We start from the raw sequence: 24,413 nt of genomic DNA on the forward strand, positions 1-24,413 counted from the left end.
ACTCTTATTCAGGACTCAGGATGACCGTCGATCGCTGCCTGAAGATCCCGGTACTCCTCGCAGCTATGGCCGCACAGCGTGGCGATAGTTTTCAATTGCTCTTTTGCCAGGTCAGGACGGCCTTTCGCCAGCCATGCTTCACCAAGGTATTCACGTACTTTGGCATAGGTCGGATCGAGCGCGATTGAACGCTGATAGTAGCCGATGCCCTCATCGGTACGGCCCAGCTTACGCGTGGCATAGCCCCGGTAATTCCAGGCTTCCGCGGTATCGCCATTTTTCAGGGTGTTGAGCAGGTCCAGGGCCGCCTGGTACTCCCCTTTTTTGGCCAGATGATAGGCATAACGCGTTTTATCTTCATCGCTGAGCTGGCTTGTTTTTTCAGGGACGCACTGTTTTTTCGTGCTGTCATACACCTGACCGCTGGGGCAGTCCGGCGTTTTGCTATTGGTACTATTGTCACCTGCGGCCAAAACCGGCGTGGTCAGCAGAGCAAACACCACGGGCAGCAGCAGACGTTGATTAATGGCGGAATGTAAAAACGACAACGTGTTCATAGTGAACTCCGGGTTAACGAAAAGAACGGCAAGGCAGCATACGACGCGGTATGCTGTCCCGTAGCAGATAGTGAGGGAAAAGCGCGCAGCAAATATGACCGGCCCGCCGCTTTTTTTCAGGGGCGTTCCCCGCTCCAGCGGCTCCCGGATATGTGCGCTTGCAAACAGGAAAATGACATTGGCTGCGGTGACCCAATGTCGTGCCAGGGTAAAACTATCGCGGCACTGTTGTGTTAGCGGTTGCGTTGTTGCAGTCATAAATGATGACTCCATCAGTACGTTGATGATGAGTTAACGCCACAACCTTTTAATCTATTCGATAAAAAATACGTTTTTTCGTTTTTTATCGCCGGGCTCAGGTACGATCCTTCTTCGCGCCCTCGTATGAGTATATATCCCCGTTTATTCCTTCACATTTCTGGCGACGCAGCGAAGAGGAGTATCTGGTCGCCAAATATCAGTGATAGCCAGCGCCGGGCTGACGCTGACGGAACGGCCCGGCATGCCCCTGGCCTCTGACGCGGTAAAACGGAGGCTTAAAAACCTAACGGGAATGTCACTCAGCTAAAAAACCACCATCAATGGGATAAACGCCTCCGGTACAGAACGCTGATTTATCTGACAACAAAAACAATATGAAGTCTGCGATTTCCTGCATTTTTGCCATCCTTTTCATAGGGTGGCTATTTGCGAAACTGCGTACGATATTTTCAGGGAATTCGCTTATTCGTGGGGTTTGGACATAGCCCGGAGCGACGGCATTGATGCGAATGCCTTGACATGCAAACTCCAGCGCTGCGGTTTGGGTTAAACCAATTATACCATGCTTAGCGGCGGTGTAAGGCGCCAGCCCAGGAATGCCAACCAGACCATTTACTGCAGATAAATTAACGATAGCGCCCCCCATCTTCATCATCTGAGGTATCTCGTATTTTAGGCAGTAAAAAACGCTGCTCAATGAGGTGGCAATGACCTTATCCCAGTTTTCAACTGTCTGCTCTGTTATCTTTTTACCATGCTCACCTGTTATGCCTGCATTATTGACAGCATAATCAAGCCTGCCAAAATAGTTGATAACGTCATCTATCATTTGCCGTACTTGTTCGGGCTGTGACACATCGCATCCGATCCCCATTGCTGGTTGTCCCTGTGAAGACAATTGTTTCGCTTTTTGTTTCGCCTCCTCTGACGAGCGGGATACAATGACGACCTTCGCGCCATGTTTGTGTAACTGCTCTGCGACTGCCTCGCCTATACCTGCAGTGCTGCCGGTGATAACAGCCACTTTATTTTGAAAATTCATAATCCCCCCTATGACGTAGCATTGAGTCTTACATCTGAGGAAGTATACAATTTCGCAGTGACAGTTTTTGTCAGTACTCTTTCTCCGGGCCGATCCCCTCTTTCATTCTCCATTTATTCAATAAAACTAACCTGCTTTCACTATACCTGGAATCCAGCGGCACAATGCCTTGTATTTTGTCCGTTCTAAAATGACGGAAATCCTTTCTCATTTCACACCATGCAACCAAAAGCCAGCATGACTCCATATATACCAATGCGATGGGCCATATGACTCGAGAAGAGTTAACATTGCTCTTATCACAATACTTTATTTTGATCCTCTTTCGTTTTTTAATCGCATTACGCAAGTCTTCAAAAAACACCTCATTCTTTTCTGTGGGACCGGTCAGATAGGATTGACTCTCAATAAGATTTTTTAATTCGCCGGGAATAACGGCATGTATTTTGGCAAGCGCATTCCTTGCGTTTTTTTTGAAATCATTATCCGTATTATGAGAAACCCAATTAAGCCCAAGTATAATAGCATTGATTTCTTCATGAGAAAGATTTAAGGGCGGCAAATGAAAGTCAGACTTAACGATATAACCAATTCCAGCCCCCCCTTCAATGCACACGCCTTGCTGCTGTAGCGTTTTTATATCTCTGTAAAGGGAACGCACGCTTATTTCTAATCTTTCTGAGAGAGCGGATGCCGTGATCGGATATCTTTGCGCCCTTAATATCTGTAGTAATTCGAGAAGCCTTTCTGTTCTGGTCATGCTGATAAATCCATCTTGATCCTGAGACGATATCTTAACGCCTCTGTTGGATAAATATCTTAGTATAAAGCAAACGTACATGCTTAAGCTGAGTGGCTCCCCGTTGTTTAATACACCGCGACAGGACATAGGGTGAGTTTGGTAGGCAGTGCTTTGTGCCAGAAGCGGACATTATCGCTGGATAATATCCAGAAACCGGCTTCAAACGTTCACCATGCTACACTTTCGCCCTGAATCAGATAAACAAACGGGTAGTCACGTTGGATAACGGATCTCAAATACGATGAAAGTGATATGGGTGAGGCACGCAGAAACCGAGTGGAATCATAGAGGGATTATTCAGGGGCGTCGCGACAGCTTCGTAACCCACCGCGGTATGCAAGAAACAGCGGCGTTACTGACAGCGCTGACGAAAGAGGCATATCCGATAGAATGTGTTTACAGCTCCCCGCTTGGGCGCGCCTTGCACATGGGGCTGAAGCTGTCTGAAGGTCTTGGCTGCCCGTTAAAAGTTGAAGAATCTCTTAAGGAACAGTCGTTTGGTTGCTTTGAAGGGATATCTTTCGAGCACTTCAGGCGAGACAATCCGCGTGATGCAGATGCGTTGCTCGCCCTTGATGCAGCCTATTGTCCCCCGGAGGGAGAGTCGTTAGCCCAGGCGACTCGACGCGTGATAAATTTCTTACGACACCTGCAAAATACCAATGAACATCAGATCGTCGGTGTTGTTTCTCACGGGCATGTCAGTCAGGGCGTGCTGGCGTTACTTAAAGAGGGGACTCTCGATAACTTCTCTCGCTATGCTCACCCCAATGCGAGTTACTCTGTTTTCGATTTTACGGACGGCAAATGCGCCGCGCTCAGATGGGGGATGGCTACCCACCTCATTCAACTTCAACGATAAACGCCCATTAAGACCCCGGGGGTCCTGTGTGCCCGAGCGGGTATTAAATGCTGATACATTTTTCATCAGTGCCTCACGCCATGGCGTGAAGCGTCGGCTGGTCCCGCTCTCACTCACGCTTTTTTACCTGGTGGGAAAAGCGCAGATTGCTTCAAAAAAATTACCGTATTTGGTATATTGTTGTTTATTGCTTACTCACCTCTGCGGTGCCAAAAAGAACAAGATTCACCGCTACCCAGGATAAGAAAATGTTAGATTACCGCTTCCCGACAGCTTTGCAGATGGTTCTCAGCGTAGCAATGGCGGAGCAGTTGGGTGAACGTTCGACGAGCGCGATTCTGGCCTACGGCCTGGAAGCGAACCCGAGCTTTATCCGCAAACTCATGGTTCCTCTCACCCGTGACGGCATTATTGTCTCAACGCTTGGCCGCAACGGCTCTATTCATCTTGGCCGCCCGGCGGAAGAGATCACCCTGCGCGATATCTACGTCTCCGTTATCGAAGATAAAAAACTGTGGGCGTCGCGCCCTGACGTCCCCGCCCGCTGCGTGGTCAGCGCAAACGCGTGCTGGTACTTCAAATCTATCGCCGATGAAGCGGAGCAGGCTTCGCTACAGGTACTGGCACGCCACACCGTGGCAAGCGCGCTGGAAGAAGTGAAAAAAGCCGATACCAGCGGGTGCGATCCGGTGCCTGAACTTATCGCCAAATATAAAGAAGCCCATTAATTTTCCTTGAGCGAAAAAAAACCGCCTTCACAGTGAAGGCGGTTTTTTGTTATCTGCCGCACCCTACGCCGGCGAAACGTCCTCGACTGGTTTACCGCGCGTCACGAATTTACGCAGCGTCACGTAAAACACCGGGGTCAGGAACAGACCAAACAGCGTCACCCCCAGCATCCCGGAGAACACCGTGATCCCGGTAACGCCGCGCACTTCCGCGCCCGCGCCGTGACCGAGGATCAGCGGGATGGTCCCGGCAATAAAGGCGATAGAGGTCATCACAATCGGGCGTAAACGCAGGCGACACGCCTCCAGCGCCGCTTCCATGATCCCTTTCCCCTGGATTTCCAGCTCGCGGGCAAACTCCACGATTAGAATCGCGTTTTTACAGGCCAGCCCCATCAGCACCACCAGCCCCACCTGTACGAACACGTTGTTATCGCCGCCGGTCAGCCAGACGCCAAACAGCGCGGAGAGCATCGTCATCGGCACGATAAGAATCACCGCCAGCGGCAGCGTCCAGCTTTCATACAGCGCCGCCAGCACCAGGAACGCCAGCAGCACCGCCACCGGGAAGACGATCAGCGCCGTATTGCCCTGCGTGGCCTGCTGGAAGCTCAGATCCGTCCATTCGATATTCATCCCGTTCGGCAATATCTGGCCGGACATCTTCTCCAGCTGCGTCATCGCCTGCGAGGAAGAGAGTACGCGCGGATCGGCATCGCCAATCAAATCCGCCGCCGGATAGCCATTGTAGCGAATCACCGGGTCCGGCCCGTAGGTTGTGCTGATATTCACCATACTGCCGATTGGCACCATTTCGCCCTGATTATTCCGCGTGCGCAAATTGGCAATATCCTCCACGCTTTCGCGGAACGGGCCGTCAGCCTGCGCCATCACGCGCCAGGTCCGCCCGAACTGGTTAAAATCATTGACGTAAGACGATCCCAGATAGGTTTGCAGCGTACCAAACAGATCGGTGAGCGACACACCCTGCGCTTTCGCCTTATCACGATCGACCTGGACATCCAGCTGCGGCACGTTCGCCTGGTAGGTGGAGATCGGGAAGTGCATCCCCGGCGTCTGCATAATGGTACCGGACATCGCGTTTACCGCGCTTTGCAGCGCACCATAGCCAAGACCTGCCCGGTCCTGAATATAGAGCGAATAGCCGGAACCCTGGCCGAGCCCTAAAATCGGCGGAGGCAAAATAGAGAAGCCAAAGCCCTGCTGGATTTGCGCGATTTTCGCGTTGATCTCAGCGTTAATTTCCGCCGCCGAATGTTTACGCTGGTCGAACGGCTTCAGGCCAAAGAAGACCGTTCCGGTATTCGGCGTATTGGTGAACTGCAGCGCGTTAAGCCCCGGAAACGCGACCGCGTAATCCACGCCTTCGGTATTCATCCCGATTTCGCTCATTTTACGGATCACCGCATCGGTGCGCGCCAGCGAAGAACCTTCCGGCATTTTCACGCCGCCGATTAAATACAGTTTATCCTGCGTCGGTATAAATCCGCCGGGTACCGCTTTAAACATGACGCCCGCCGCGCAGAGCAGCAGCACATAGACCACAAACACCGCCCCGCGTCGTCCGAGCGTTTTTCCCACCAGCCCCTGATAGCCGTTCGAGCTGCGGTGGAAAAAGCGGTTAAACGGACGAAAAATCCAGCCGAAAAGACGGTCGATAAGCCGGGTCGGGAAGTCTTTCGGCGCGCCGTGCGGTTTTAGCAGCAGCGCGGCCAGCGCGGGAGAGAGCGTCAGCGAGTTGATGGCGGAGATCACCGTGGAGATGGCGATCGTCACCGCAAACTGCTTGTAGAACTGGCCGGTCACGCCCGAGAGAAACGCCATCGGCACAAACACCGCGCACAGCACCAGCGCAATGGCGATAATCGGGCCGGACACCTCACGCATCGCCTGATGCGCCGCGGCGAGCGGAGCCAGCCCTTCCTCGATATTTCGCTCGACGTTTTCCACCACCACGATGGCATCATCCACCACGATGCCGATGGCCAGCACCAGCCCGAACAAGCTCAGGGTATTCAGCGAGAAGCCCAGCAGGTAGAGAATGCTGAAGGTACCCACAACCGAAACCGGCACCGCGATCAGCGGAATAATCGACGCGCGCCAGGTTTGCAGGAACAGGATCACCACCAGCACCACCAGCACCACCGCTTCCAGCAGCGTTTGCACCACCGCGCGAATGGAATCGCGGACAAAAACCCTCGGGTCGTAAGGCGCCGCCCATTTCATATCCTGCGGGAAACGCTTCGACAGCTCGTCCATTTTGGCGCGCACCGCGTTAGACAAATCGATGGCGTTCGCCCCCGGCGACTGGAAGATACCAATCCCGACCGCGTCTTTATTGTTCAGCTGGGAACGCAGCGCATAGCTGCCGGAGCCCATTTCGATACGCGCCACGTCGCGCAGGCGGACGACCGTACCGTCCTGCGTTGTTTTCAGGACAATATTGCCAAACTCTTCTTCGGTATGCAGGCGCCCCTGGGCGTTAATGGAGATCAGAAAGTCGCTCTCTTTCGGCAGCGGCTCGGCGCCAAGCTGCCCGGCGGAAACCTGGACGTTCTGCTCCTGCATCGCCGTGACCACATCCGACGCGGTTAATCCGCGCGCCGCCACCTTGTTGGGATCGAGCCAGACGCGCATCGCGTATTCGCCCGAGCCAAAAATCTGAATTTGGCCGACGCCGGGCAGGCGCGCCAGTTCATCCTTCACCTTCAGCGTGGCGTAGTTACGCATATACAGGGAGTCGTATTTACCGTTTGGCGAAAACAGATGCACCACCAGCGTCAGCGTCGGCGACTGCTTCTGGGTGGTGATCCCCAAACGCCGCACATCTTCCGGCAGACGCGCTTCGGCCTGCGATACCCGGTTTTGCACCTGAACCTGCGCCTGATCGGGATCGGTACCCGGACGGAAGGTTACGGTGGTCACCAGTACGCCGTCAGAACCGGCGACGGATTTCATGTACATCATATTTTCAACGCCGTTGATCGCCTCTTCCAGCGGCGTCGCCACGGTCTCGGCAATCACTTTCGGGTTGGCGCCCGGATACTCCGCGCGCACCTGCACGCTGGGCGGCACGACGTCAGGATATTCGCTCACCGGCAGCAGCGGGATGGCGATTAATCCGGTGATAAAAATCAGAATCGACAGAACGGCGGCAAAAATCGGCCTGTCGATGAAAAAACGGGAAAAGTCCATGGGTTGGATTCTCAGGTCAAGGGATCAGTTGATGGCGGTGCTGGCGGTCATGGCCACGGTTTTCGCGTTAACCGGCATGCCCGGCATAAACACTTTCTGTAGACCATCGACGATGACTCTGTCGCCCGGCTTCAGCCCCTGCTGCACGATGCGCAAACCGTCGGCCAGACGGCCCGGCGTAATATCACGGCGCTGCGCTTTACCCTCTTTATCAACGACATAAACATATTTGCGATCCTGATCGGTCAACACCGCTTTATCATCGATAAGCGTGGCGTTGAATTCCGCGCTGCCCGGCAGGCGGACGCGGGCAAAGAGACCCGGCGTGAACTGACGCTGCGCGTTATCCAGCAGCGCGCGCATCCGGATGGTGCCGGTGCTCGGCGTTAACTGATTATCCAGAAAATCCACTTTGCCCTGATGGGGGTAGCCCTCTTCGCCAACCAGGCCAATCTCCACCGGCAGCGCCAGGTGATTGCTGGACGCGCCCTGCCCGCTGCGGGCGAGATTTTGATAATGGAGGTAGGTCGACTCGTCCACGTCAAAGTAGACGTAAACCGTCTTCTGCGACACCAGCGTGGTGAGCACGCTGGCGCTGTCGCCGGCGGTGACGAGGTTACCGCTGGTGATCAACGCCCGGCTGGCGCGGCCATCGATAGGCGCGGTCACTTTGGTGAAGTCCAGGTTAAGCTGCGCGGCGTCGACTGCCGCCTGGGCGGCGCGAATGTCGGCCTGCGCCTGGGTGGCCGCGGCGCGGCGCTGCTCCCACTCTTCGCGGGAGACCAGGTTGGTATTGACTAATTTATCGGTACGGTTAGCCTCGCTTCGCGCCAGGCTGGCCTGTGTTTTGGCTCGCGCCAGCGTCGCCTGCGCCTGTTCCAGCGCGGCGCGGTAGGTTCTGTCATCGATAGTGAACAGCACCTCCCCCTTTTTCACCTCCTGGCCGTCGGTGTAATTCACTTTGTCAATGTAGCCGGAGACGCGGGGTCGCAGCTGGACGCTTTCCACCGCTTCAATCCGACCGTTAAAGCTGTCCCACTGACTAATGGATTTGACGACCACATCAGCGGCGCTGACGGCGGGCGCCTGCGGCGCGGCGTTTTGCGCGACGCCCTCATCGCATCCAACGAGGAGCGCCGAGAGCAGCATCACGCCCGGCACAGTCAGATGAAAGTTACCCCAGTATTTTTGCAGGCTCATTATTTTTATTCCGGTATTGGTAGCCGCCGGGCAAGACGCAGCGGAAGACACCGCGCCACTTCCTTTGTCCGGGCTGGCTTAAGGCCATTTGTGTCGTTCATCGCCACAAAACTGTAACAGTTGCGAATACACTATCGCGGCGATTGTAGGAAGGCGCTAAATTTAGTGCAAGAATAATTGTTGCACTTTATGTGCTATTCCTGGCGCCTAAAAATGGCGCGTTTCCGGCATGGATTTAAATGCAACAATAAAACTTGCAATTAGTGCAAAAACGGGCCACCTTTAAATGCAACAGATAAAGATGCTTTTTTAGACGCTGCGTAGAGGTACATCAGATGAACACTGGCGCATTCATTCACGATTTACTCGACTGGATCGACAACAATCTTGATAGCCGTCTGGATATTGGCACCGTCGCCAGGCGAGCCGGCTATTCGAAATGGCATCTGCAGCGGCTATTTAAGGAGCATACCGGTTATCCTCTCGCCGAGTATATTCGCGCGCAAAAACTACAAAAATCGGTCGAGCGCTTAGCCCACAGCGACGAACCGATTTTGAATGTGGCGATCGCCCTGGGCTTTGACTCCCAGCAGTCCTTCAACCGCAGCTTCAAGCGTCAGTTCGGCCAGGCCCCCGGCGCATGGCGCCGCAGCATCGGCAACCCGGATACGACGGGATTACGCCAGCCGCCCCCGCCCTTCTCTGACTAAATTTTGCGCTCGCCGCGGCGCTGTGGCCGCGGCGGATATTAAGCGCCTCACTCCGCATCCAACCTGCGCGCCGCTCAGGGATCTGCCGTTCTTCGACCGGCAAAATAGTGTGCGGGGGTGCTCCCCATCGTTTTTCTGAACATGGTGATAAACGCGTTGACCGACTCATACCCCAGATTAGCCGCCACGTTTTGCACCGATACCCCGCTTGCCAGCTCCCGCAGGGCAATAATCAAATGCAGCTGCTGACGCCATCGCCCGAAGGTCAGACCGGTTTCGCGCAGCATCAGGCGTGCTAATGAGCGCTCGCTGAGCGCCAGCCGTTTCGCCCAAACTTTAAAGGTGCTGCGATCCTCCGGGTGGCTGACCAGCGCATCCGCCATGGCGCGGATCTTAGGATGCGCCGAAACCGGCAGACTCAGCTTCTGCTGCGGCATGGTGGCCAGCTCATCGAGCGTCACTCTGGTCAGCCTGCCGACATGGCTCTCCGCGGTGTAATCGACGTCCGCATTCGTTAAGCGGTCAACTAACGCTTGAATCAGCGGCGAAATCGCCAGCGTGCAGCATTTCTCCGGCAGCGCGGCGGCGCCGGGTTCAATAAACAAATAGTTGAGATGCGCATTCCAGGTCGCTTTGGCGCTGTGCGGGATCCCACCGGGGATCCACACCGCGCAGTCTGGCGGCACTATCCAGATATCGTTTTCCGCACGACAAATCACCGCCCCATAGAGGGCAACGATCAGTTGTCCCTTGCGGTGGGTATGAACCGGCACTTCTGCCGCGTAATCAACGAAATCAATATGCCGCGCGACGGCAGGGCTCGGCGTGCTATCGGGATCAAACAGGGTATGGGCAAGTCTGGATGGCATCTCATTGGCAACATTTAGGTATTTTTTGACAGAATAGAGTATTTAAGGAGACGCGCAAAGCGGGAATAATTCCCGGCATGAGCACATTAACTTCCCATCACAGCCGTTTTTTACACGCGATAAGCCGTTGGTCAGGCCGCATAGCCTCTCCCTCGCTGCTGAGCGACGCCCATGCCCTGCTCTATTCCGTCAGGAGTTTTGCCGCCGCGATGCTCGCCTATTACGTTGCCCTGGCGATTGGCCTTGAACGGCCCTCATGGGCCATCATCACCGTCTACATCGTGTCGCAAACCTCGGTGGGCGCGTCCCTGAGCAGAAGCCTTTATCGCCTGGCCGGTACCGTGGCCGGCGCGGGGGCCACGGTATTGATTGTGCCGACGTTTGTGAATACGCCAATTCTATGTAGCGTGATTCTGGCAGGCTGGATCACCTTCTGCCTCTATTTATCCCTGCTTGAACGCACGCCCCGCGCCTATGCCTTTGTGCTGGCCGGTTATACCGCAAGCCTGATTGGTTTTCCCGCCGTCGCCGATCCCGGCACGGTGTTTAACATCGCCCTCATCCGGGTACAGGAAATCGCGATCGGTATCGTCTGCGCCGCGCTGATTCACCGCTACATTTTACCTGCCCGGATATCAGGGCTGTTCAACAGCAAATTAGCCCAGACGCTGCACGCCGCGCGCCAGCGGATTGCCGACACCCTGGCAGGCAAGGCCGACGCGCAGTCAGAGCCGCTGCATCTGGCGCTGGCGCTACAGTTTCTGCAGGGTATCAGCCACCATATCCCGTATGATTTTGCCCTTTCGGTTCCGGCCCGCCAGGCCAGGAAAGCGCTCCATGACAGGCTGGCGCGGTTAGTGATTGTCAACGGCGAAGTGCGCGATCGTTTGCAGATCATCGCCGAGATGCCCGCCGCGATGCAGGCTCTACTGAATGACGTGCAGGTCTGGCTGACCTGCGACGATACCGGCCAACGCAAAAACGCCGCAGAAGCGCTGCACCAGCGCAGCGCGCAGTTAGCGCAGCGGCTCGCGGCGCAGGCGCTGACCTTTGAAGATGCGCTGCGGGTAAATTTCTTACGCTACATCGCTGAGTTGATTACCCTCCTGCAACAGTGTGAGCGGCTTTCGGAGGCCATTCATCACGCCAGGCCTGCGCCAGCGCAGGCGGAAGATCGTGCGGCGACAGGATACGTTTTCCATCGCGATCCCCTCAGCGCCGCCCGCACGGCGTTGGGCGCTTTTGTCATCATTCTGAGCGGCTGTCTGCTATGGATTTACTCTGCCTGGCCCGATGGCGGCACGGCGGTGTCAATTCTTGGTGTTTGCTGCACGCTGTTTGGCAGTTTCGACACGCCGGCCCCGCATATTGTGAAATATATTATCGGCTCTGTCTGGGGCGTAGTGATAAGCCTTATCTATAGCTTCGCCCTGCTTCCTCCGCTCAGCGATTTCCCCGTGCTGGTGGCGGTGCTTGCCCCGGTCTATCTGCTTGCCGGATCGCTGCAGGCGCGGCCCCCCACGACCTTTATGGCCATGGGGATCACCCTGACGCTGCCGGTACTGTGCGAGCTGGGCGCGCGCTACAGCGGCGACTTCGCCGACGCGGCCAACACCGCGATCGCCCTGTTTTTCGCGACTGGCTTTGCGGTTATCGGCATGAGTCTGCTGCAAACCGTACAGGCGGACGCGGCGATAAAGCGTCTGCTGAAACTGTGCCAACGCGATATTCGCCGCAGCGTGAGCGGCGTATTTAAAGGCGATGAAACGCACTGGACCAATCTGATGATCGACCGGGCCGCCCTGCTGCTACCACGCTTGCCGCGCAGCGGGCAGTCCTCCGCCCGGGCGCTCGATCGCCTGGTGCACTTTCTGCGCATAGGCCTCTGCGTGATGCGCCTGCGCCGTTGCGAAACGCCCGCCGGCAGCGATATCCACGAGGTGCTTTCTCGTCTTACCCGCACAACGGAGACCGAAGCCTTACGCGAGCGCATTGCCGCCATGGCGAACCGCTGCTTGCCCGCGAGGGATGAACAATCATGCCAGTTTGTCGACCGACTGGTCGATCTGCACTGCGCGTTACGGACGCAGAACGAGGAACCCACCCATGATAAATGACATCAATATCGGGGGCGTTTTTATCCCCGGATTGCTGCTGACCGCGCTCATTGCCCTGGTCTGTACGCTGTTACTCGTACCGCTTTTCTCCTGCAGCAGGCTTTACCGCCGCTTGCCCTTACGCCCGCTGCTTGATGTTTCAACCTATATCGTGACCTTTTTCCTGCTTTTGCAGGGCCTGACCACACTGGGGTTATTCGCATGAAATCTTTTTTCTCTTTGCTGGGCCGTTACGCGCTGACGTTAATCGCAGTAGCGGTAGCGGCCTGCGTGGCGTTTATTTTCTGGAAACAGTATACGCAGACGCCCTGGACGCGCGATGGCCGGGTTCGGGCAGATGTGGTGCAGATTGCGCCGGATGTTTCCGGGCCGGTGAGCAGCGTGGCGGTGCGGGATAATCAGTGGGTTAACCGCGGCGATGTGCTTTATGCCATCGACCCGCGCTGGCTGAAGCTGGCGGTGCTCAGCGCGCAGGCCGACGTCGAAGCAAAACGTCATGAAATGCTGATGCGCCAGGATGCCGCCCGGCGACGCGCGCTCATCAAAGGGGTCATTTCCGGCGAGGATATCCAGCAAACAGGCAGCGCAGCGCGCGTCGCGGCGGCCAATTATCAGGGGGCGCTGGCTGCGCTGGAACTGGCGCAGCTGAATTTATCCCATGCAACGGTGCGCGCCCCGGTTACCGGCTACGTGACGCATCTTCGGCTCCGCCCCGGCGACTACGCCGCGGCGGGAGAGACAAAGATCGCCGTGATCGATGCGCACAGTTTCTGGGTGGTGGGCTATTTTGAAGAGACTAAGCTGCGTCATATTCGCGTCGGAAGCGCCGCACACATTTCTCTGATGGGGTTTGACCCGCTCATCACCGGGCACGTGGAGAGTATCGGCCGGGGGATCGATGATAGCAATGACGAGACGGGCGGACTGGGGCTGCCGGATGTCAATCCCACCTTCAGCTGGGTGCGACTTGCGCAGCGAGTCCCCGTTCGTATTCAGTTAGATAAGATACCGGAAGGGATTGAACTGGTGGCGGGACTATCCGCCAGCGTTTCCATCCTGCCTGAAAACCCTGACGGCGGGCGTAGCGGAGGATCGGGCTACGTGGCTCAGGCTATCCACCCATAGTGGACCCGAGACTCAATGAGGAAACGACGCTTCCTGCAAAAATATCTGGCCCGAATATACCGAACTCGATATTCTGTAATGCTTTGTATTTTTTGTGAACAGGAAAAAGTATGCTTAGTACGTTACCCGATTTACACAGAAGTTTTGCAGAGCAACTCAAGCTTAACGTTCAGTCTGACGCCCGGATTCACTCCCTGCTCGGGGGCGGATCGCTTATTCATGGCGGATTTGATAAATACTCCGATTTGGATTTTGTCGTTGTGGTAGACCCTCTCTACTACGATGAAATCATGGAGCAGCGTGTGGCGTTCGCCGGAACAGCAGGCAACCTGCTGCATGCGTTCACCGGGGAACATGTCGGAGAGCCTCGCCTGCTGATATGCCTGTATGGCCCTGAACTCCTCCATGTCGATCTGAAATTTGTCACCCTGGACATGCTCACTCAACGCGTTGAGGAGCCGGTAGTGTTATTTTCTCGCGATCGCCATGCCCTGGAGCGACATCTGGCACAATTTCGTGCCCAGTGGCCTGACATGACGCCGGAGTGGTTTGAGTCCCGAGCCTGGATCTGGCTTCATTATGCGGTGGTTAAACTGGGAAGGGGCGAACTTTTCGAAGCGATGGGTATGCTGTCATTCTTCCGGGAGCAAGTGCTGGGACCGATGCTGTACCGCCGCGCCAATCTACCGCAGCGTGGGGTTCGTCGCATTGAATGCCACAATATCGATCCTGAGGGCCTGCTGACCTCCACGCTGGCCACGCACGATCGTGACTCCGTCAGCATCGCCATCAGCAAGGCGGTTGACGCTTATATCAATCTGCGCGCTGATGCGCTGCCTGAAAATATCGCGGACGATGCGGCACGACGGGCGCTCCTTGCCATGCTGAAAGCGTATTCTGAACGGGTTTAAACGATACTTCCGGCCGCTTAAGTGGCCGGAATGTAAAAGAGAGTCTGATACACATCATTGAAGGCCCGCTCCTCCTCATTGCAAACCCTGGCTTTGTTGAGTCTGGCAGCTATATGCCAGAAGCGGATGTCTTAAGCCTGTTCTTTCCTTTAAACGCGAATACCGCAGGATATCGACCTGAATATTATTGATTTCATATCAAATACTTGCAATGGATTTTTAGCTATGGAAGAGATAAAAATCGCTGATGCTATATGAAACATTTTAATAATGACGGAATCGGATGTTGTTCGTAATGACCTTTAATTTGGAATGAGATATAACGTGCCTCGAAGAAAATTAACATTCTCATAACGTAATTAGGGTTAAGCAAATGAAGCAGGTTGGCATTGTTGGTTGGCGAGGAATGGTCGGTTCTGTTTTGCTACAGCGAATGATCGAAGAGAACGACTTCGACAATATATCGGCGCATTTTTTCAGCACCTCCAGTGCAGGAGCCGCCGGTCCTGTCATTGATGGCGTCAGCTACACACTTAAAGATGCTAATTCCGTAAGTGCGCTGGCCGAAATGGACATCATCATAACCTGCCAGGGCGGGGATTATACCAAAGCAATATACCCTGCTTTGCTTAACCATGGCTGGGAAGGCTACTGGATTGACGCGGCCTCAGCGCTACGGATGGATGAGAAAGCCTGCATTATTCTCGACCCCGTCAACCGCAACAATATCGATCGTGCAATTAAAGAAGGTATTAAACTTTTTGTCGGCGGCAACTGTTCCATTACGCTGAGTCTTATGGGGCTGGCTGGGTTGATAAAGGCTGACTTGATCGAATGGATGAGTGTGATGACCTACCAGTCCGCATCGGGTGCTGGTGCACAGTATGTACGGGAACTCATTGCGCAAAGTGCCTACATAAGCCGCCATTTATCTCCGGATGAGCTGGCATCCTCAGGTTCAGTGCTTCCGTTAGTTAATAAGGTCAGTGAATTGATTAACAGCGCTGATATGCCGACCCAAAACTTCGGTGCACCTTTGATGGGCAGCATCATTCCCTGGATTGACAGCGATTTAGGCGATGGCAATAGCCGTGAAGAATGGAAAGGTGAGGCGGAAACCAACAAAATTTTAGGCCTGTCTCCCGGTACGATCCCGGTAAACGGCTTATGCATACGCGTCGGCGTGATCCGCTGCCACAGCGCTGCTATAACCCTTAAGCTCAAGCGTGAAGTCAACGAAGAGGAATTTGCCGAATTAGTGATGAATTCCCACCCCTGGGTTAACTATGTGCCCAATAACAAGGAAGAGAGTGTCCGTACCCTGACACCGGCCTGTATCAGCGGTTCGCTTAAGGTTGGTATTGGTCGTTACAAGAAAATGTCGCTAAACAATGAACCGATCTACTCGGTCCTGACGGTCGGCGATCAGCTATTGTGGGGAGCAGCGGAACCATTACGCCGCATGTTGAATATTTTGGCTGGCAAAGCGTGAATCATATTATGTGGACAAAACACCTCCCCCTAAACTCAACGGCATAGATACAAGCTGAATACGGAGCACTTGATGGTCACCACACATGTTTTTATCGCGGTCAGTCTTGATGGTTATATCGCCCGACAGGATGGCGATATCGACTGGCTGTTGCAGCGCGATGACCCGACAGAAGATCATGGCTATGCCGCATTCATCGCGGACAAAGATTGGATCGTTATGGGCCGGGGGAGCTATGAGAAGGCGCTGACTTTTGACCAATGGCCTTACGATCGACCCGTACTGGTTCTCTCCCGACAGCTAACCGATACCGCCATTCCCGAGGCGCTGAAGGGCAAAGTGCAGCTCTCAAGCCGCACGCCGGGCGAAGTGCTTGCTGACCTGGCGGCGCAAAACGCGCATCGCGTCTATCTGGATGGCGGGCAGGTAATACAGTCGTTCCTGCGCGAAGGTCTGGTCGCCGATATCGTTATCACGACCGTTCCTGTCCTGCTCGGTTCGGGAAAACCATTGTTCGGATCCCTGACCAGGGATATCGATTTGACGCTGTTATCAAGCCGCAGCTTCCCTTCGGGACTGGTGCAGTCGCACTATCGGCTGACGTCATAAACGGCATATAAACCTGACGGTGGCCTACGCTAAAGCAACAGTGCCGCCCTGCCAGCGGTACTTACCTTGTTCTTGCGATACCTATGGCAACTCCCTTTGCATTGAACAGCGCGAATTAGCTTTAACAGAAGCAGAGCCGGTAACTAAACAGATCGTAAACTTCCATGACATCTCCTCAGTTCTGCCTCACTATTTCCGGGCGACCATAACCATATTGTTTTCCACGTAATTCGTTTCTGAACTACTTAATATTTTTCACCCTGACGCAGGGGATCTGTTAAACCCGTGGCGATTCAGTATCATTATAGACTGTTGACTCACAGCCTATCGTTGATTTCTGTGTTGACTTATTTAATCAATTCTTTAAAGCGACCGATTAAGTTCGTATATTCCTCCGGTTTCTCAGTGAATAGTTTGGCGTATTTAGCTATAGCGTCCGGTGATACAAACAGGAACGTATTGCACTCCTGCAATTGTTCAAAGGTTGTAGTGACAGATTTGTGGCACGGCGATTGTATGATCGCACTGTGCGATTTTTTTGACGCAAAGAACAAGCGTACGGTCACGCTTGGAGCGCCGAAGAACTCTTCACAGATGAAAAGGATGTGGCCAAGTTTGGCATTTTCATCGCGCTCAACCGCCTGAAACTCACCATTTACTGCACTCAGTACACCTTTTGCAATCTCCATAGCGCTGCCGCCACTTAAATCAGGAAGGAGCTGCTGAATAATCTGAGTGTTAACGGTAACGCCGCTGTTTTTAATGGTCATCATGTTTCTGCTCTTTTGCACTTCAACAAAAAATCCAGATCCACCGATTAAATTCCTCCATGCTTCATAATCGAATAATGATTTTTTTGTCTCATGAAGCGCAGCGGTCATGGCAGCGAACAATACTGTGACACTATCAAATAGATCTTTAGTTCTGTAAGTAAGTTCCGTTGTAGTAGATACATAAAATATATTTCCCGTTTGGTTTATTCGGAATTGTACTTCCCTCGCAGTATCACCGTTACTCGCAGCCATAAAATCACCACCTGCATTTTTGGTGAGTGCAGATGATGAGAAAGTATATGAATCCAGCGGGACGGACCCTGCATTAACAGTTTTACAAATATCAGCCCCAACTAATTTTTCAATAATCATAATCCCCCTCATTAATAGATATATGATAGAAGTCATGGAAACGCCATAAATATGTAATATGCTACATATCCTTATGATTCGTGTACGGCCTTCATTAATAATGATACCCGTAAAAGAACGTTTAAAATGTGATAAGCATCTTAGATTTAGTGTATATATTATAAAAACCAATCAATTCTTAATGATTAATAGTTTACGTGAATATAATTTCACTGAAATATAAGTCACAATGATTTTTTAGGGGCATTCAAGATTATGATAGTGGTCTACAGCAAGCTATTTATTGAATGGGTTTACCTATCGCAATTAGGCCTACCCTGATGCGATAACCATTTTTGTTAAAAATAAGAAATCGAATAATTTATTAGGAATAACTATATGGCAAGGAGGCATATTTTTTCTCTGTCGGAAGAGAATCATTACTCGCATTGCCAGACGATGAATTAACGCAGTCCAAGTGGGCCATTCAGTAAGCATGATCTGGCCTTATAAGTGGTCAACGTAAACCCGCCAGCCGTTTTGGTTTTGCCGTCCTTCTTTGCTATCTGAAAAATTTCGGCTTTGCCCCGGATATCCCCCCCCTCTGATGCGCTACTGAAGCATATCGCCAACAGGTTAAAACTCACAGGGAACCTCTGGCCCGCTTACCTTTGCGGCAGGGATACGACCCATTGTGAGCATTCAATCGAACTTATGACAAAGCTGGTTGGCAACTGGAACAACCAGAAAAAGAAGAGGGAATGGGCTTTGGATCCCCTCAGTCGTAGAGTAAAAACATCTATCCGCAACGTGGTTGGGCACGCTACCGCGGCCAGACCTGCGGAAACTCATCGGCGACAAGCGGCTCTCCGTCGCGAAGCTTAAGCCCCGGAAACGGCGGCGACGTCACGCCGCCGCGGTCGGCGAATGTCGCATCATCCCCTACCCAACGGGCGGAAAATACCCGCCGCGCGCGGGCGGTTGAATTGCCCTTTGCCCCATGCAGCGTGCGGAAATGAAAAGCGACCGCATCGCCTGGCTCCAGCGCCCAGCTGACGATATCGTAATCCTCCTGATGGGCATCAATGTCCGGCAGCTCTTTAAAGCGCGAATGGGAATAGAGCTTTGAACCGTTAAACCGCGTTGGGCTGAACTCATCGTCCCAGCGATGGGAACCGCGAATACAGCGCAGCGAAATCGCCTCCGCTACCGGATCGAGCGGGATCCACAGGCTGACATTCTGCCGCCCCTCCACGCAGTAATAGGGCTGATCGTGGTGCCATGGCGTTACCGTACTGCCGCCGGGCTGTTTCACCAGCGTGTGCTCGTGGAAAAACTTCGCCGTCTGCGACCCCATCAGCGCCGCGGCGATCTCCGCCGCCGGCGACTGAAAAACAAAATCGCGAAATTCCGGGATTCGTTGCCAGTTGCAATAGTCCTGAAAAAACGGCGCCGAGCCGTCCTCGGGGATCACCGTTCGCGCGTGACCGTACTCGCTGGGGTTCGCCATCAGCGCGGCGACGCCGCGCGACAGGCTCTCGATCCACGGCGTGAACACGCCTTTAAGTAGCACGACGCCGTCGGCCTGCCAGCGGTCGATGGTCTGTTGATCAATAAGCGGGGAGTTCGGGTTTTGCATAGTCGCCATCCTGTGTTGATAAATCAGCGAAGAGAATCGGAGGGATCGGCGCGCATCCAGGCGCAAAGGTTTTCCAGCATCGCCATACAGCGTTCGGTCTGGGGGATACTGATATATTCGTCCGCCTTGTGGCCCTGAGCCATGCTGCCCGGCCCGCAGATCAGCGTCGCGACGCCCGCCTCGTCAAACAGGCCGCCTTCGGTGCCGTAGGCGACGGTGGTGAAATCGTCGCTGCCGCACCACTGCGCCAGCCAGCGGGCGAACTCTGACTGCGGGTCGCTCAGCAGCCCCGGATAGTGGCTCAGCGTCTGGAAATGAATATCGCTGCGCTGCGCCACCTTGCGCATCGCCGGAAGCAGCTGCTCGCGGGCATAATCGCCCAGGGCGTCGGTCACGGCCTGCGGGCGCGTGCCGGGTAAATAGCGAATCTCAAAGTCGAACCAGCAGGATTGCGGAACGATATTCAGCGCCGCGCCGCCGTGAATCGTCCCCACCTGCAGCGTGCCCGAGGGCGGCGAAAACCGGCTATCCTGCTGCTGCGCAAGGCTTTCACCCAGCGCGTCCAGCCGGGAAATCAGCCTGGCCGCGTAGCTGATCGCGTTAACCCCTTCCGGGGCGTAGGCCGAGTGGCAGGAGTGCCCTTCCACACGGCAGCGCACCGCGAGCTTGCCTTTATGGCCGTAGACCGGGCGCATGTCGGTCGGCTCGCCGATAATGCACAGCGCCGGTTTCCCGGCGGAGGCGCGGAGAAAATCCACCAGGCTGCGCACGCCCAGGCAGCCAACCTCCTCATCATAAGAGAATCCCAGGTGCAGCGGCATCCGCAGCGGCGCGGCAAGAAACGCCTCCAGCGACGCCAGCACGCAGGCGATAAACCCTTTCATATCCGCGCTGCCGCGACCGTAGTAGCGCCCGTCGCGTTCGGTAAGGGCGAACGGCGGCACCGTCCACGCCTGACCATCCACCGGCACCACGTCTGTATGGCCGGAGAGCATCACCCCGCCGGGGCCGGTTGGCCCAAGGCGGGCATAGAGGTTTGCCTTGCGCCCTTCGTCGTCATAAAACAGCTGCGACGTCACGCCGCGCGCGCGCAGAAAGTCGCCGATCCAGGCAATCAGCGCCAGATTCGACTCGCGGCTGGTGGTATCAAACGCCAGCAGCGCGCCGAGGATCTCACGCACGCGGTTATTCATCGCCCGGCACCCCGTAGGTCGGCGCTTCGCGCGGGTCAAGCGCGCGGGTGATGTACGCTTCCATCTGCGGCTCGTAGGCCAGCCACAGCGCTTCCAGCGCCGCTACCGGGCGTTCTTCCGCCCAGTCGACGCGTAAATCCACCACCGGCCAGGCGTAATCCTCCACGACTTTAAGCGCCGCCGAGTGCTCCGGCCCGGCTTCGCCGCCCGCATCGATACCCGCCTGCAAAGCCGCGATCAGGCGACTGGCCAGTTCGCCGCTGGCGGCTTCGAACGCCGCCGTCATGGCGGTAATCACCTGCGGGTTGGCCAGCATATTCCCCGCCGCCACGCAGTTCTCGCCCTGCGCCAGCTGCCAGATGCCGAGCGTATGCTCGCCGCTGAACACGGCGCTCTCGCCGCTGGCGTCGATGACCGCCACCTGGCGATAATCGCTAAACCGGTCTTCGCCCAGCGCCTGCGTCAGGGCCTGCTGCGGCGTGAGTCCCGCCTCAAGCCCGGCAAGGATCTGCGGTCCGAGCGCGGGCAGCGTGATGTTCTGGCTGGACACCGCGCCAACGCCCGCCAGCAGCCACGGGCAGCGGGCGCCGACGGCAATGCTGGATGAGCTAATCGCAATGCCCAGTTGACCTGACTCCGGGCACAGGGCGGAAATAGAGAGGGTCATGGTGCCTCCTGCGCATGCCAGTCGTCAGGGATCACCGCCGTAACGTCAATTTCCATCAGCCACTGCGGCTGCGCGAGAGCCGATACCACCACGCCGGTCGAAATGGGAAACACGCCTTTGAGCCATTTCCCCACTTCCTGGTACACCGGTTCGCGGTAGCGCGGGTCGATCAGATAGGTCGTCGTTTTCACAATATGCGTCAGATCGCTGCCGGCCTCTTCCAGCAGCTGTTTAACGTTCTTCATCGCCTGTTCTGCCTGGGCGCGCGGGTCGCCCAGGCCGATCAAATTGCCGTCAAAATCGGTACCCACCTGACCGCGAACGTACACGGTGTTTCCCGCGCGCACCGCCTGGCACAGATCGTTATTGAGCGTCTGATTGGGATAGGTTTCTTTGGTGTTAAACATCCGAATACGGGTATGGGTTGGCATAGGTTGCGTCCTCAAATCAGGCATTAGCAGGAAGGTTGATAGCGTTGATACTGGCGCTGAATGGCAATCTGATCGGCGATATATTTCGCATCGTGCCAGACGCCCCAGATAAAGGTTGAGCCACGGCGGGAGAGCCACGGCAGACCGAGGAAATAGACGCCCGGTTCGCTGGAAACGCCGCGATGATGCTGCGGGCGCTGCTGTTCATTAAAGGCGTTGACCTTCAGCCAGCGGTAATCGGTGGTATAGCCGGTAGCCCAGATAATGCAGCTCACCCCCGCGGCTGCCAGGTCGAGCTCGGTGAGGGGCTGGGTCAGGCAATCGGGGTCGGGCAGGAAAAAGCGCGCTTCCGGCTCTTCCGGCAGCGACAGCCCGTTGCGAGCGATATACTCATCCGCGGCGTCGAGCAGCGCCAGATAGGAGGCGTCGCCGAGACGAATGTTGTCCGCCAGATCGGCACGGAAAACGGCTTTGCCCTCGGTAAAGCCGTGCGTCTGTCCGACCAGGGTAATTCCCTGGTGCGCCAGCTGGCGAAAATCAACGGTATGACCGCCGCGCGCGCCGCTGACCGCAATCGTCACGTGCTCTTTGCCGGGCTGATTGGCCGCCGCATCCCACAGCCCTAACACCCCCAGCCACCAGCAAAAATCGCGCTGGCGGTAGCGGCGCGGCGGGCGATCGTGCGCGCCGACGGAGAGCCATACCGCGCGCCCCGCCCGGCGGAGCTCATCGGCGATTTGCACGCCGGACGACCCCGCGCCAACCACCAGCACGCCGCCTTCCGGAAGCTGCTGCGGGTTGAAATAGTGCGCAGAATGAATCTGCTGTACAGCGCTATCCTGCGGCGCGATGGCCGGTATCACCGGGCGCTGGAACGGCCCGGTAGCGGCGACGATACGCTGCGCCTCAATCACGCCCAGTGACGTTTCCACGCGAAACCCCGGACGGCCGTTTAAGCGCTCGGCGCTAAAGACCTCAACGCCGGTTTTGATCGGTGCATTAAAGGTTTTGGCATACGCGGCGAAATAGTCGGCGATTTGCTCTTTGGCGACAAAGCTGTCGGCGTCGCAGCCGGGAAAGGTCATGCCGGGAAACCGATCGTGCCAGGCCGGGCCGTTGGCCACCAGCGAATCCCAGCGGCCGCTGCGCCAGGCCTCAGCGATGCGCTTTTTTTCCAGCACCAGATGCGGAATGCCGTGATGCGTCAGATGCTCGCTCATGGCGACGCCCGCCTGCCCCGCACCTACCACCAGGGTATCGATCTCTGTAATCTGCTCTGTCATATCTGTGTCCTTCAAGCACGGTTGTCCGGCTTATCCGCCGGGATTGACAGAACTCAGGTTAAGTAAGTGTGATGAAATGGTAAATTATTATAAAACGATCGTCTGAATAGAAATTTACGAGGCTGAATGACGCGACAAAAAAAATAACGCTTTCGGCCGCGTTAATTAAATTACGCGTGCTGATGCGGCGTTAATTCTATGCTGCGGCAATAATCCATAAATAGCTGCGTCGGACGCGTGGGTTCATTATTGGCAAGATGCGCCATAATTAATGTCGATGCGGGCATTTCGTCGGCAATATCCAGCTGCACCAGCTTTTCGCCGTCATAGGTCATATCGCACAGCGGACGGGTAACCAGTACCGAAAAGCCTAATCCCTGCCCGACCATACAGCGCACCATTTCTATGGACGGCGAACTGTAGGCCACTTCCGGGTGATAACCTTTCTCTTTAAATATCGAGACAAAATAGTTTTTGCTGGGGACCGCATCGAGCAAAATCATCGGTTCCCGGCTTAATTCCTGGAGCGTGACGCATTTTTTCTGCGCCAGCGGATGAGAAGCGGGCAGCAAAGCATAGGGTTTATGCGGGGCGTTCAGCAGCTCTTTATGAATGGAGTGACCCAGCTCCAGGTCGTAGACCAGCGCCAGATCGAAGCGCCCGCGGTGCAGACCGTGCATCAGTTCATGCTGTTCGCCGTCGTAGAGCTGGAGAGTGATTTCGGGATACATTTTTTTAAATCCCGCCACCAGTTTTGGCATATACAGCGGCGCGACGGATTCAAAGCAGCCGACGGAAATAGTCCCGGATACCAGCTCTTTATCCGCCCGCGAGTTCTGCTCAAACTCATACGACAGCCGCAGCAGCTCTTTGGCTTTATCGTAGAAGCGCCGCCCGCTTGAGGTCAGGGATACGCCCTGCGCATGGTGACGAATAAACAGCTGCTGGTCGAAGGTACTTTCGAGGTTTTTAATCGCAATAGAGATCGACGGCTGGGCAATGTGCAGCTGACGGGAAGCCTCAGCGATACTCTCCGTTTCCACCACCGTCACGAAATATTTAAGCTGTTTGAGGGTAAATCGGTTCATCGCTTCACCATTGATAAAATATTGTCTTATTACGAACGGGCTTAGTTTTACGATAAGCAGCCTGCAAGCATCGTGCCATGCCGTTTGCGCTTTACCTCGTCGGTAAATAACCGCCGTTTCTATTTAATAACCCGCCCTCTTTTTTTGCCGGATTTCGCCTATTGCACCATAAAGCATCGCCCTGCACCTTATTCGCCCGCGGCGCGCCCCAATATTGCACAAATTGTCATTTTACGAAAAATCAGGTTTAAAAATAAGGGTGATTGTTTTTAAGTTGTTTCAATGCTGTTTCTCATTAATTGCGTTAAATTCCCTGAGGTTAATATAGCTGTATAGTTTTTTTAAACTTAAAGGCCAAAAATTTACTAATTGCCACCGGTCGAAGAGTGCCAGCATAGTGTCATGGCAAGATGAACGCCGGCGGCTCCCCATTTTAGAACAGGGGAATCGCCTTAATTTCCGTTAATTATGGCGAGTGAAATAGCCC

The 24,413-nt window shown here is 55.0% G+C and carries 22 protein-coding genes and 2 pseudogenes; 10 read left to right on the forward strand and 14 right to left on the reverse strand.

Annotated features, from left to right (window positions below; translation table 11 throughout):
- Nucleotides 1–8: 8 nt before the first annotated feature.
- The 4 genes and pseudogenes from MKleb_RS14875 to MKleb_RS14885 form a co-directional block, all read right to left on the reverse strand.
- Complete coding sequence (locus tag MKleb_RS14875; protein ID WP_014838337.1) at nucleotides 9–557, reverse strand: tetratricopeptide repeat protein; 549 nt, start codon at nucleotides 555–557, stop codon at nucleotides 9–11.
- Nucleotides 558–668: 111 nt separating this feature from the next.
- A pseudogene (locus MKleb_RS29925) lies at nucleotides 669–815 on the reverse strand (cytochrome b); the annotation flags it as partial.
- Between the two features lie 298 nt (nucleotides 816–1,113).
- Nucleotides 1,114–1,860 carry an SDR family NAD(P)-dependent oxidoreductase gene (locus MKleb_RS14880; protein WP_025107943.1) on the reverse strand — a complete coding sequence of 249 codons (747 nt, stop codon included), beginning with the start codon at nucleotides 1,858–1,860 and terminating at the stop codon, nucleotides 1,114–1,116.
- Between the two features lie 70 nt (nucleotides 1,861–1,930).
- The gene (locus MKleb_RS14885) at nucleotides 1,931–2,620 is read right to left on the reverse strand and encodes a helix-turn-helix transcriptional regulator (RefSeq protein WP_025107944.1); all 690 of its coding nucleotides are present in this window, start codon (nucleotides 2,618–2,620) and stop codon (nucleotides 1,931–1,933) included.
- A 283-nt stretch (nucleotides 2,621–2,903) separates the two neighbouring features.
- Here MKleb_RS14885 and MKleb_RS14890 point away from each other — a divergent pair, with 283 nt between their 5' ends.
- Nucleotides 2,904–3,524 carry a histidine phosphatase family protein gene (locus tag MKleb_RS14890; protein WP_025107945.1) on the forward strand — a complete coding sequence of 207 codons (621 nt, stop codon included), beginning with the start codon at nucleotides 2,904–2,906 and terminating at the stop codon, nucleotides 3,522–3,524.
- Nucleotides 3,525–3,772: 248 nt separating this feature from the next.
- Nucleotides 3,773–4,252 carry an RrF2 family transcriptional regulator gene (locus MKleb_RS14895; protein WP_004121015.1) on the forward strand — a complete coding sequence of 160 codons (480 nt, stop codon included), beginning with the start codon at nucleotides 3,773–3,775 and terminating at the stop codon, nucleotides 4,250–4,252.
- A gap of 63 nt (nucleotides 4,253–4,315) precedes the next feature.
- Here MKleb_RS14895 and oqxB read toward each other — a convergent pair whose 3' ends face one another.
- Together oqxB and MKleb_RS14905 are read right to left on the reverse strand one after the other, a co-directional pair.
- A complete protein-coding gene (oqxB, locus tag MKleb_RS14900) occupies nucleotides 4,316–7,468 on the reverse strand; it encodes a multidrug efflux RND transporter permease subunit OqxB (RefSeq protein ID WP_217075957.1) in 3,153 nt (1,050 codons plus the stop codon).
- A 24-nt stretch (nucleotides 7,469–7,492) separates the two neighbouring features.
- Entirely contained in the window at nucleotides 7,493–8,668 is a 1,176-nt protein-coding gene (locus MKleb_RS14905; protein WP_025107947.1) for an efflux RND transporter periplasmic adaptor subunit, read from the reverse strand.
- Between the two features lie 335 nt (nucleotides 8,669–9,003).
- Between MKleb_RS14905 and MKleb_RS14910 the strand changes: the two genes are divergently transcribed.
- Entirely contained in the window at nucleotides 9,004–9,378 is a 375-nt protein-coding gene (locus MKleb_RS14910; protein WP_025107948.1) for a helix-turn-helix domain-containing protein, read from the forward strand.
- Nucleotides 9,379–9,452: 74 nt separating this feature from the next.
- Here MKleb_RS14910 and MKleb_RS14915 read toward each other — a convergent pair whose 3' ends face one another.
- On the reverse strand, nucleotides 9,453–10,247 hold the full coding sequence (locus tag MKleb_RS14915) for an AraC family transcriptional regulator (protein ID WP_217075958.1): 795 nt from the start codon (nucleotides 10,245–10,247) through the stop codon (nucleotides 9,453–9,455).
- A gap of 77 nt (nucleotides 10,248–10,324) precedes the next feature.
- On the opposite strand from MKleb_RS14915, the gene MKleb_RS14920 reads away from it, so the two are divergent.
- From MKleb_RS14920 to MKleb_RS14945, 6 genes are all read left to right on the forward strand, one after another.
- Nucleotides 10,325–12,364 (forward strand): FUSC family protein, encoded by a 2,040-nt coding sequence (locus tag MKleb_RS14920; RefSeq protein ID WP_025107950.1) that lies wholly within the window; start codon nucleotides 10,325–10,327, stop codon nucleotides 12,362–12,364.
- Entirely contained in the window at nucleotides 12,354–12,569 is a 216-nt protein-coding gene (locus MKleb_RS14925; protein WP_014229155.1) for a DUF1656 domain-containing protein, read from the forward strand. Before MKleb_RS14920 ends, MKleb_RS14925 begins: the two co-directional genes overlap by 11 nt.
- Nucleotides 12,566–13,489, forward strand: coding sequence for an efflux RND transporter periplasmic adaptor subunit (locus MKleb_RS14930; RefSeq protein ID WP_025107951.1), 924 nt, complete (start codon nucleotides 12,566–12,568; stop codon nucleotides 13,487–13,489). The genes MKleb_RS14925 and MKleb_RS14930 overlap by 4 nt, the downstream gene beginning before the upstream one ends.
- A gap of 110 nt (nucleotides 13,490–13,599) precedes the next feature.
- Nucleotides 13,600–14,400, forward strand: a complete 801-nt coding sequence (locus MKleb_RS14935) for a hypothetical protein (RefSeq protein WP_025107952.1) — start codon at nucleotides 13,600–13,602, stop codon at nucleotides 14,398–14,400.
- Between the two features lie 373 nt (nucleotides 14,401–14,773).
- On the forward strand, nucleotides 14,774–15,892 hold the full coding sequence (gene asd / locus MKleb_RS14940) for an aspartate-semialdehyde dehydrogenase (RefSeq protein ID WP_025107953.1): 1,119 nt from the start codon (nucleotides 14,774–14,776) through the stop codon (nucleotides 15,890–15,892).
- A gap of 72 nt (nucleotides 15,893–15,964) precedes the next feature.
- A complete protein-coding gene (locus tag MKleb_RS14945; RefSeq protein WP_009652973.1) occupies nucleotides 15,965–16,501 on the forward strand; it encodes a dihydrofolate reductase family protein in 537 nt (178 codons plus the stop codon).
- A gap of 347 nt (nucleotides 16,502–16,848) precedes the next feature.
- Here MKleb_RS14945 and MKleb_RS14950 read toward each other — a convergent pair whose 3' ends face one another.
- The gene (locus tag MKleb_RS14950; protein WP_051586042.1) at nucleotides 16,849–17,646 is read right to left on the reverse strand and encodes a hypothetical protein; all 798 of its coding nucleotides are present in this window, start codon (nucleotides 17,644–17,646) and stop codon (nucleotides 16,849–16,851) included.
- A 378-nt stretch (nucleotides 17,647–18,024) separates the two neighbouring features.
- Here MKleb_RS14950 and MKleb_RS29930 point away from each other — a divergent pair.
- Nucleotides 18,025–18,339: pseudogene (locus MKleb_RS29930) on the forward strand (DUF4158 domain-containing protein); the annotation flags it as partial.
- Nucleotides 18,340–18,448: 109 nt separating this feature from the next.
- Here MKleb_RS29930 and MKleb_RS14955 read toward each other — a convergent pair.
- The 6 genes from MKleb_RS14955 to MKleb_RS14980 all read right to left on the reverse strand — a co-directional run bounded on the left by MKleb_RS14955 (nucleotide 18,449) and on the right by MKleb_RS14980 (nucleotide 23,926).
- Entirely contained in the window at nucleotides 18,449–19,264 is an 816-nt protein-coding gene (locus MKleb_RS14955; protein WP_025107955.1) for a phytanoyl-CoA dioxygenase family protein, read from the reverse strand.
- Nucleotides 19,265–19,287: 23 nt separating this feature from the next.
- Nucleotides 19,288–20,457 carry an acetylornithine deacetylase gene (gene argE / locus MKleb_RS14960; RefSeq protein WP_025107956.1) on the reverse strand — a complete coding sequence of 390 codons (1,170 nt, stop codon included), beginning with the start codon at nucleotides 20,455–20,457 and terminating at the stop codon, nucleotides 19,288–19,290.
- A complete protein-coding gene (locus MKleb_RS14965; RefSeq protein ID WP_014229145.1) occupies nucleotides 20,450–21,124 on the reverse strand; it encodes a DUF1028 domain-containing protein in 675 nt (224 codons plus the stop codon). The genes argE and MKleb_RS14965 overlap by 8 nt, the downstream gene beginning before the upstream one ends.
- The gene (locus MKleb_RS14970; RefSeq protein WP_004139129.1) at nucleotides 21,121–21,555 is read right to left on the reverse strand and encodes a RidA family protein; all 435 of its coding nucleotides are present in this window, start codon (nucleotides 21,553–21,555) and stop codon (nucleotides 21,121–21,123) included. The genes MKleb_RS14965 and MKleb_RS14970 overlap by 4 nt, the downstream gene beginning before the upstream one ends.
- 23 nt (nucleotides 21,556–21,578) lie before the next feature.
- On the reverse strand, nucleotides 21,579–22,838 hold the full coding sequence (locus MKleb_RS14975) for a flavin-containing monooxygenase (RefSeq protein WP_025107957.1): 1,260 nt from the start codon (nucleotides 22,836–22,838) through the stop codon (nucleotides 21,579–21,581).
- Nucleotides 22,839–23,008: 170 nt separating this feature from the next.
- A complete protein-coding gene (locus MKleb_RS14980; protein ID WP_009653045.1) occupies nucleotides 23,009–23,926 on the reverse strand; it encodes a LysR substrate-binding domain-containing protein in 918 nt (305 codons plus the stop codon).
- Nucleotides 23,927–24,413 lie beyond the last annotated feature (487 nt).

Origin of the sequence: Klebsiella sp. PL-2018, assembly GCF_019048985.1 — a bacterium.
Taxonomy (GTDB): Bacteria; Pseudomonadota; Gammaproteobacteria; order Enterobacterales; family Enterobacteriaceae; genus Klebsiella; species Klebsiella michiganensis.

Coding starts and splice junctions, on each gene's coding strand:
- MKleb_RS14885 (WP_025107944.1), bottom strand. CDS start 2,620: ATGACCAGAACAGAAAGGCTTCTCGAATTACTACAGATATTAAGGGCG.
- asd (WP_025107953.1), top strand. CDS start 14,774: ATGAAGCAGGTTGGCATTGTTGGTTGGCGAGGAATGGTCGGTTCTGTT.
- oqxB (WP_217075957.1), bottom strand. CDS start 7,468: ATGGACTTTTCCCGTTTTTTCATCGACAGGCCGATTTTTGCCGCCGTT.
- MKleb_RS14905 (WP_025107947.1), bottom strand. CDS start 8,668: ATGAGCCTGCAAAAATACTGGGGTAACTTTCATCTGACTGTGCCGGGC.
- MKleb_RS14930 (WP_025107951.1), top strand. CDS start 12,566: ATGAAATCTTTTTTCTCTTTGCTGGGCCGTTACGCGCTGACGTTAATC.
- MKleb_RS14920 (WP_025107950.1), top strand. CDS start 10,325: ATGAGCACATTAACTTCCCATCACAGCCGTTTTTTACACGCGATAAGC.
- MKleb_RS14950 (WP_051586042.1), bottom strand. CDS start 17,646: ATGATTATTGAAAAATTAGTTGGGGCTGATATTTGTAAAACTGTTAAT.
- MKleb_RS14925 (WP_014229155.1), top strand. CDS start 12,354: ATGATAAATGACATCAATATCGGGGGCGTTTTTATCCCCGGATTGCTG.
- MKleb_RS14945 (WP_009652973.1), top strand. CDS start 15,965: ATGGTCACCACACATGTTTTTATCGCGGTCAGTCTTGATGGTTATATC.
- MKleb_RS14975 (WP_025107957.1), bottom strand. CDS start 22,838: ATGACAGAGCAGATTACAGAGATCGATACCCTGGTGGTAGGTGCGGGG.
- MKleb_RS14955 (WP_025107955.1), bottom strand. CDS start 19,264: ATGCAAAACCCGAACTCCCCGCTTATTGATCAACAGACCATCGACCGC.
- MKleb_RS14965 (WP_014229145.1), bottom strand. CDS start 21,124: ATGACCCTCTCTATTTCCGCCCTGTGCCCGGAGTCAGGTCAACTGGGC.
- MKleb_RS14910 (WP_025107948.1), top strand. CDS start 9,004: ATGAACACTGGCGCATTCATTCACGATTTACTCGACTGGATCGACAAC.
- MKleb_RS14935 (WP_025107952.1), top strand. CDS start 13,600: ATGCTTAGTACGTTACCCGATTTACACAGAAGTTTTGCAGAGCAACTC.
- MKleb_RS14890 (WP_025107945.1), top strand. CDS start 2,904: ATGAAAGTGATATGGGTGAGGCACGCAGAAACCGAGTGGAATCATAGA.
- MKleb_RS14875 (WP_014838337.1), bottom strand. CDS start 557: ATGAACACGTTGTCGTTTTTACATTCCGCCATTAATCAACGTCTGCTG.
- MKleb_RS14915 (WP_217075958.1), bottom strand. CDS start 10,247: ATGCCATCCAGACTTGCCCATACCCTGTTTGATCCCGATAGCACGCCG.
- MKleb_RS14880 (WP_025107943.1), bottom strand. CDS start 1,860: ATGAATTTTCAAAATAAAGTGGCTGTTATCACCGGCAGCACTGCAGGT.
- MKleb_RS14970 (WP_004139129.1), bottom strand. CDS start 21,555: ATGCCAACCCATACCCGTATTCGGATGTTTAACACCAAAGAAACCTAT.
- MKleb_RS14980 (WP_009653045.1), bottom strand. CDS start 23,926: ATGAACCGATTTACCCTCAAACAGCTTAAATATTTCGTGACGGTGGTG.
- MKleb_RS14895 (WP_004121015.1), top strand. CDS start 3,773: ATGTTAGATTACCGCTTCCCGACAGCTTTGCAGATGGTTCTCAGCGTA.
- argE (WP_025107956.1), bottom strand. CDS start 20,457: ATGAATAACCGCGTGCGTGAGATCCTCGGCGCGCTGCTGGCGTTTGAT.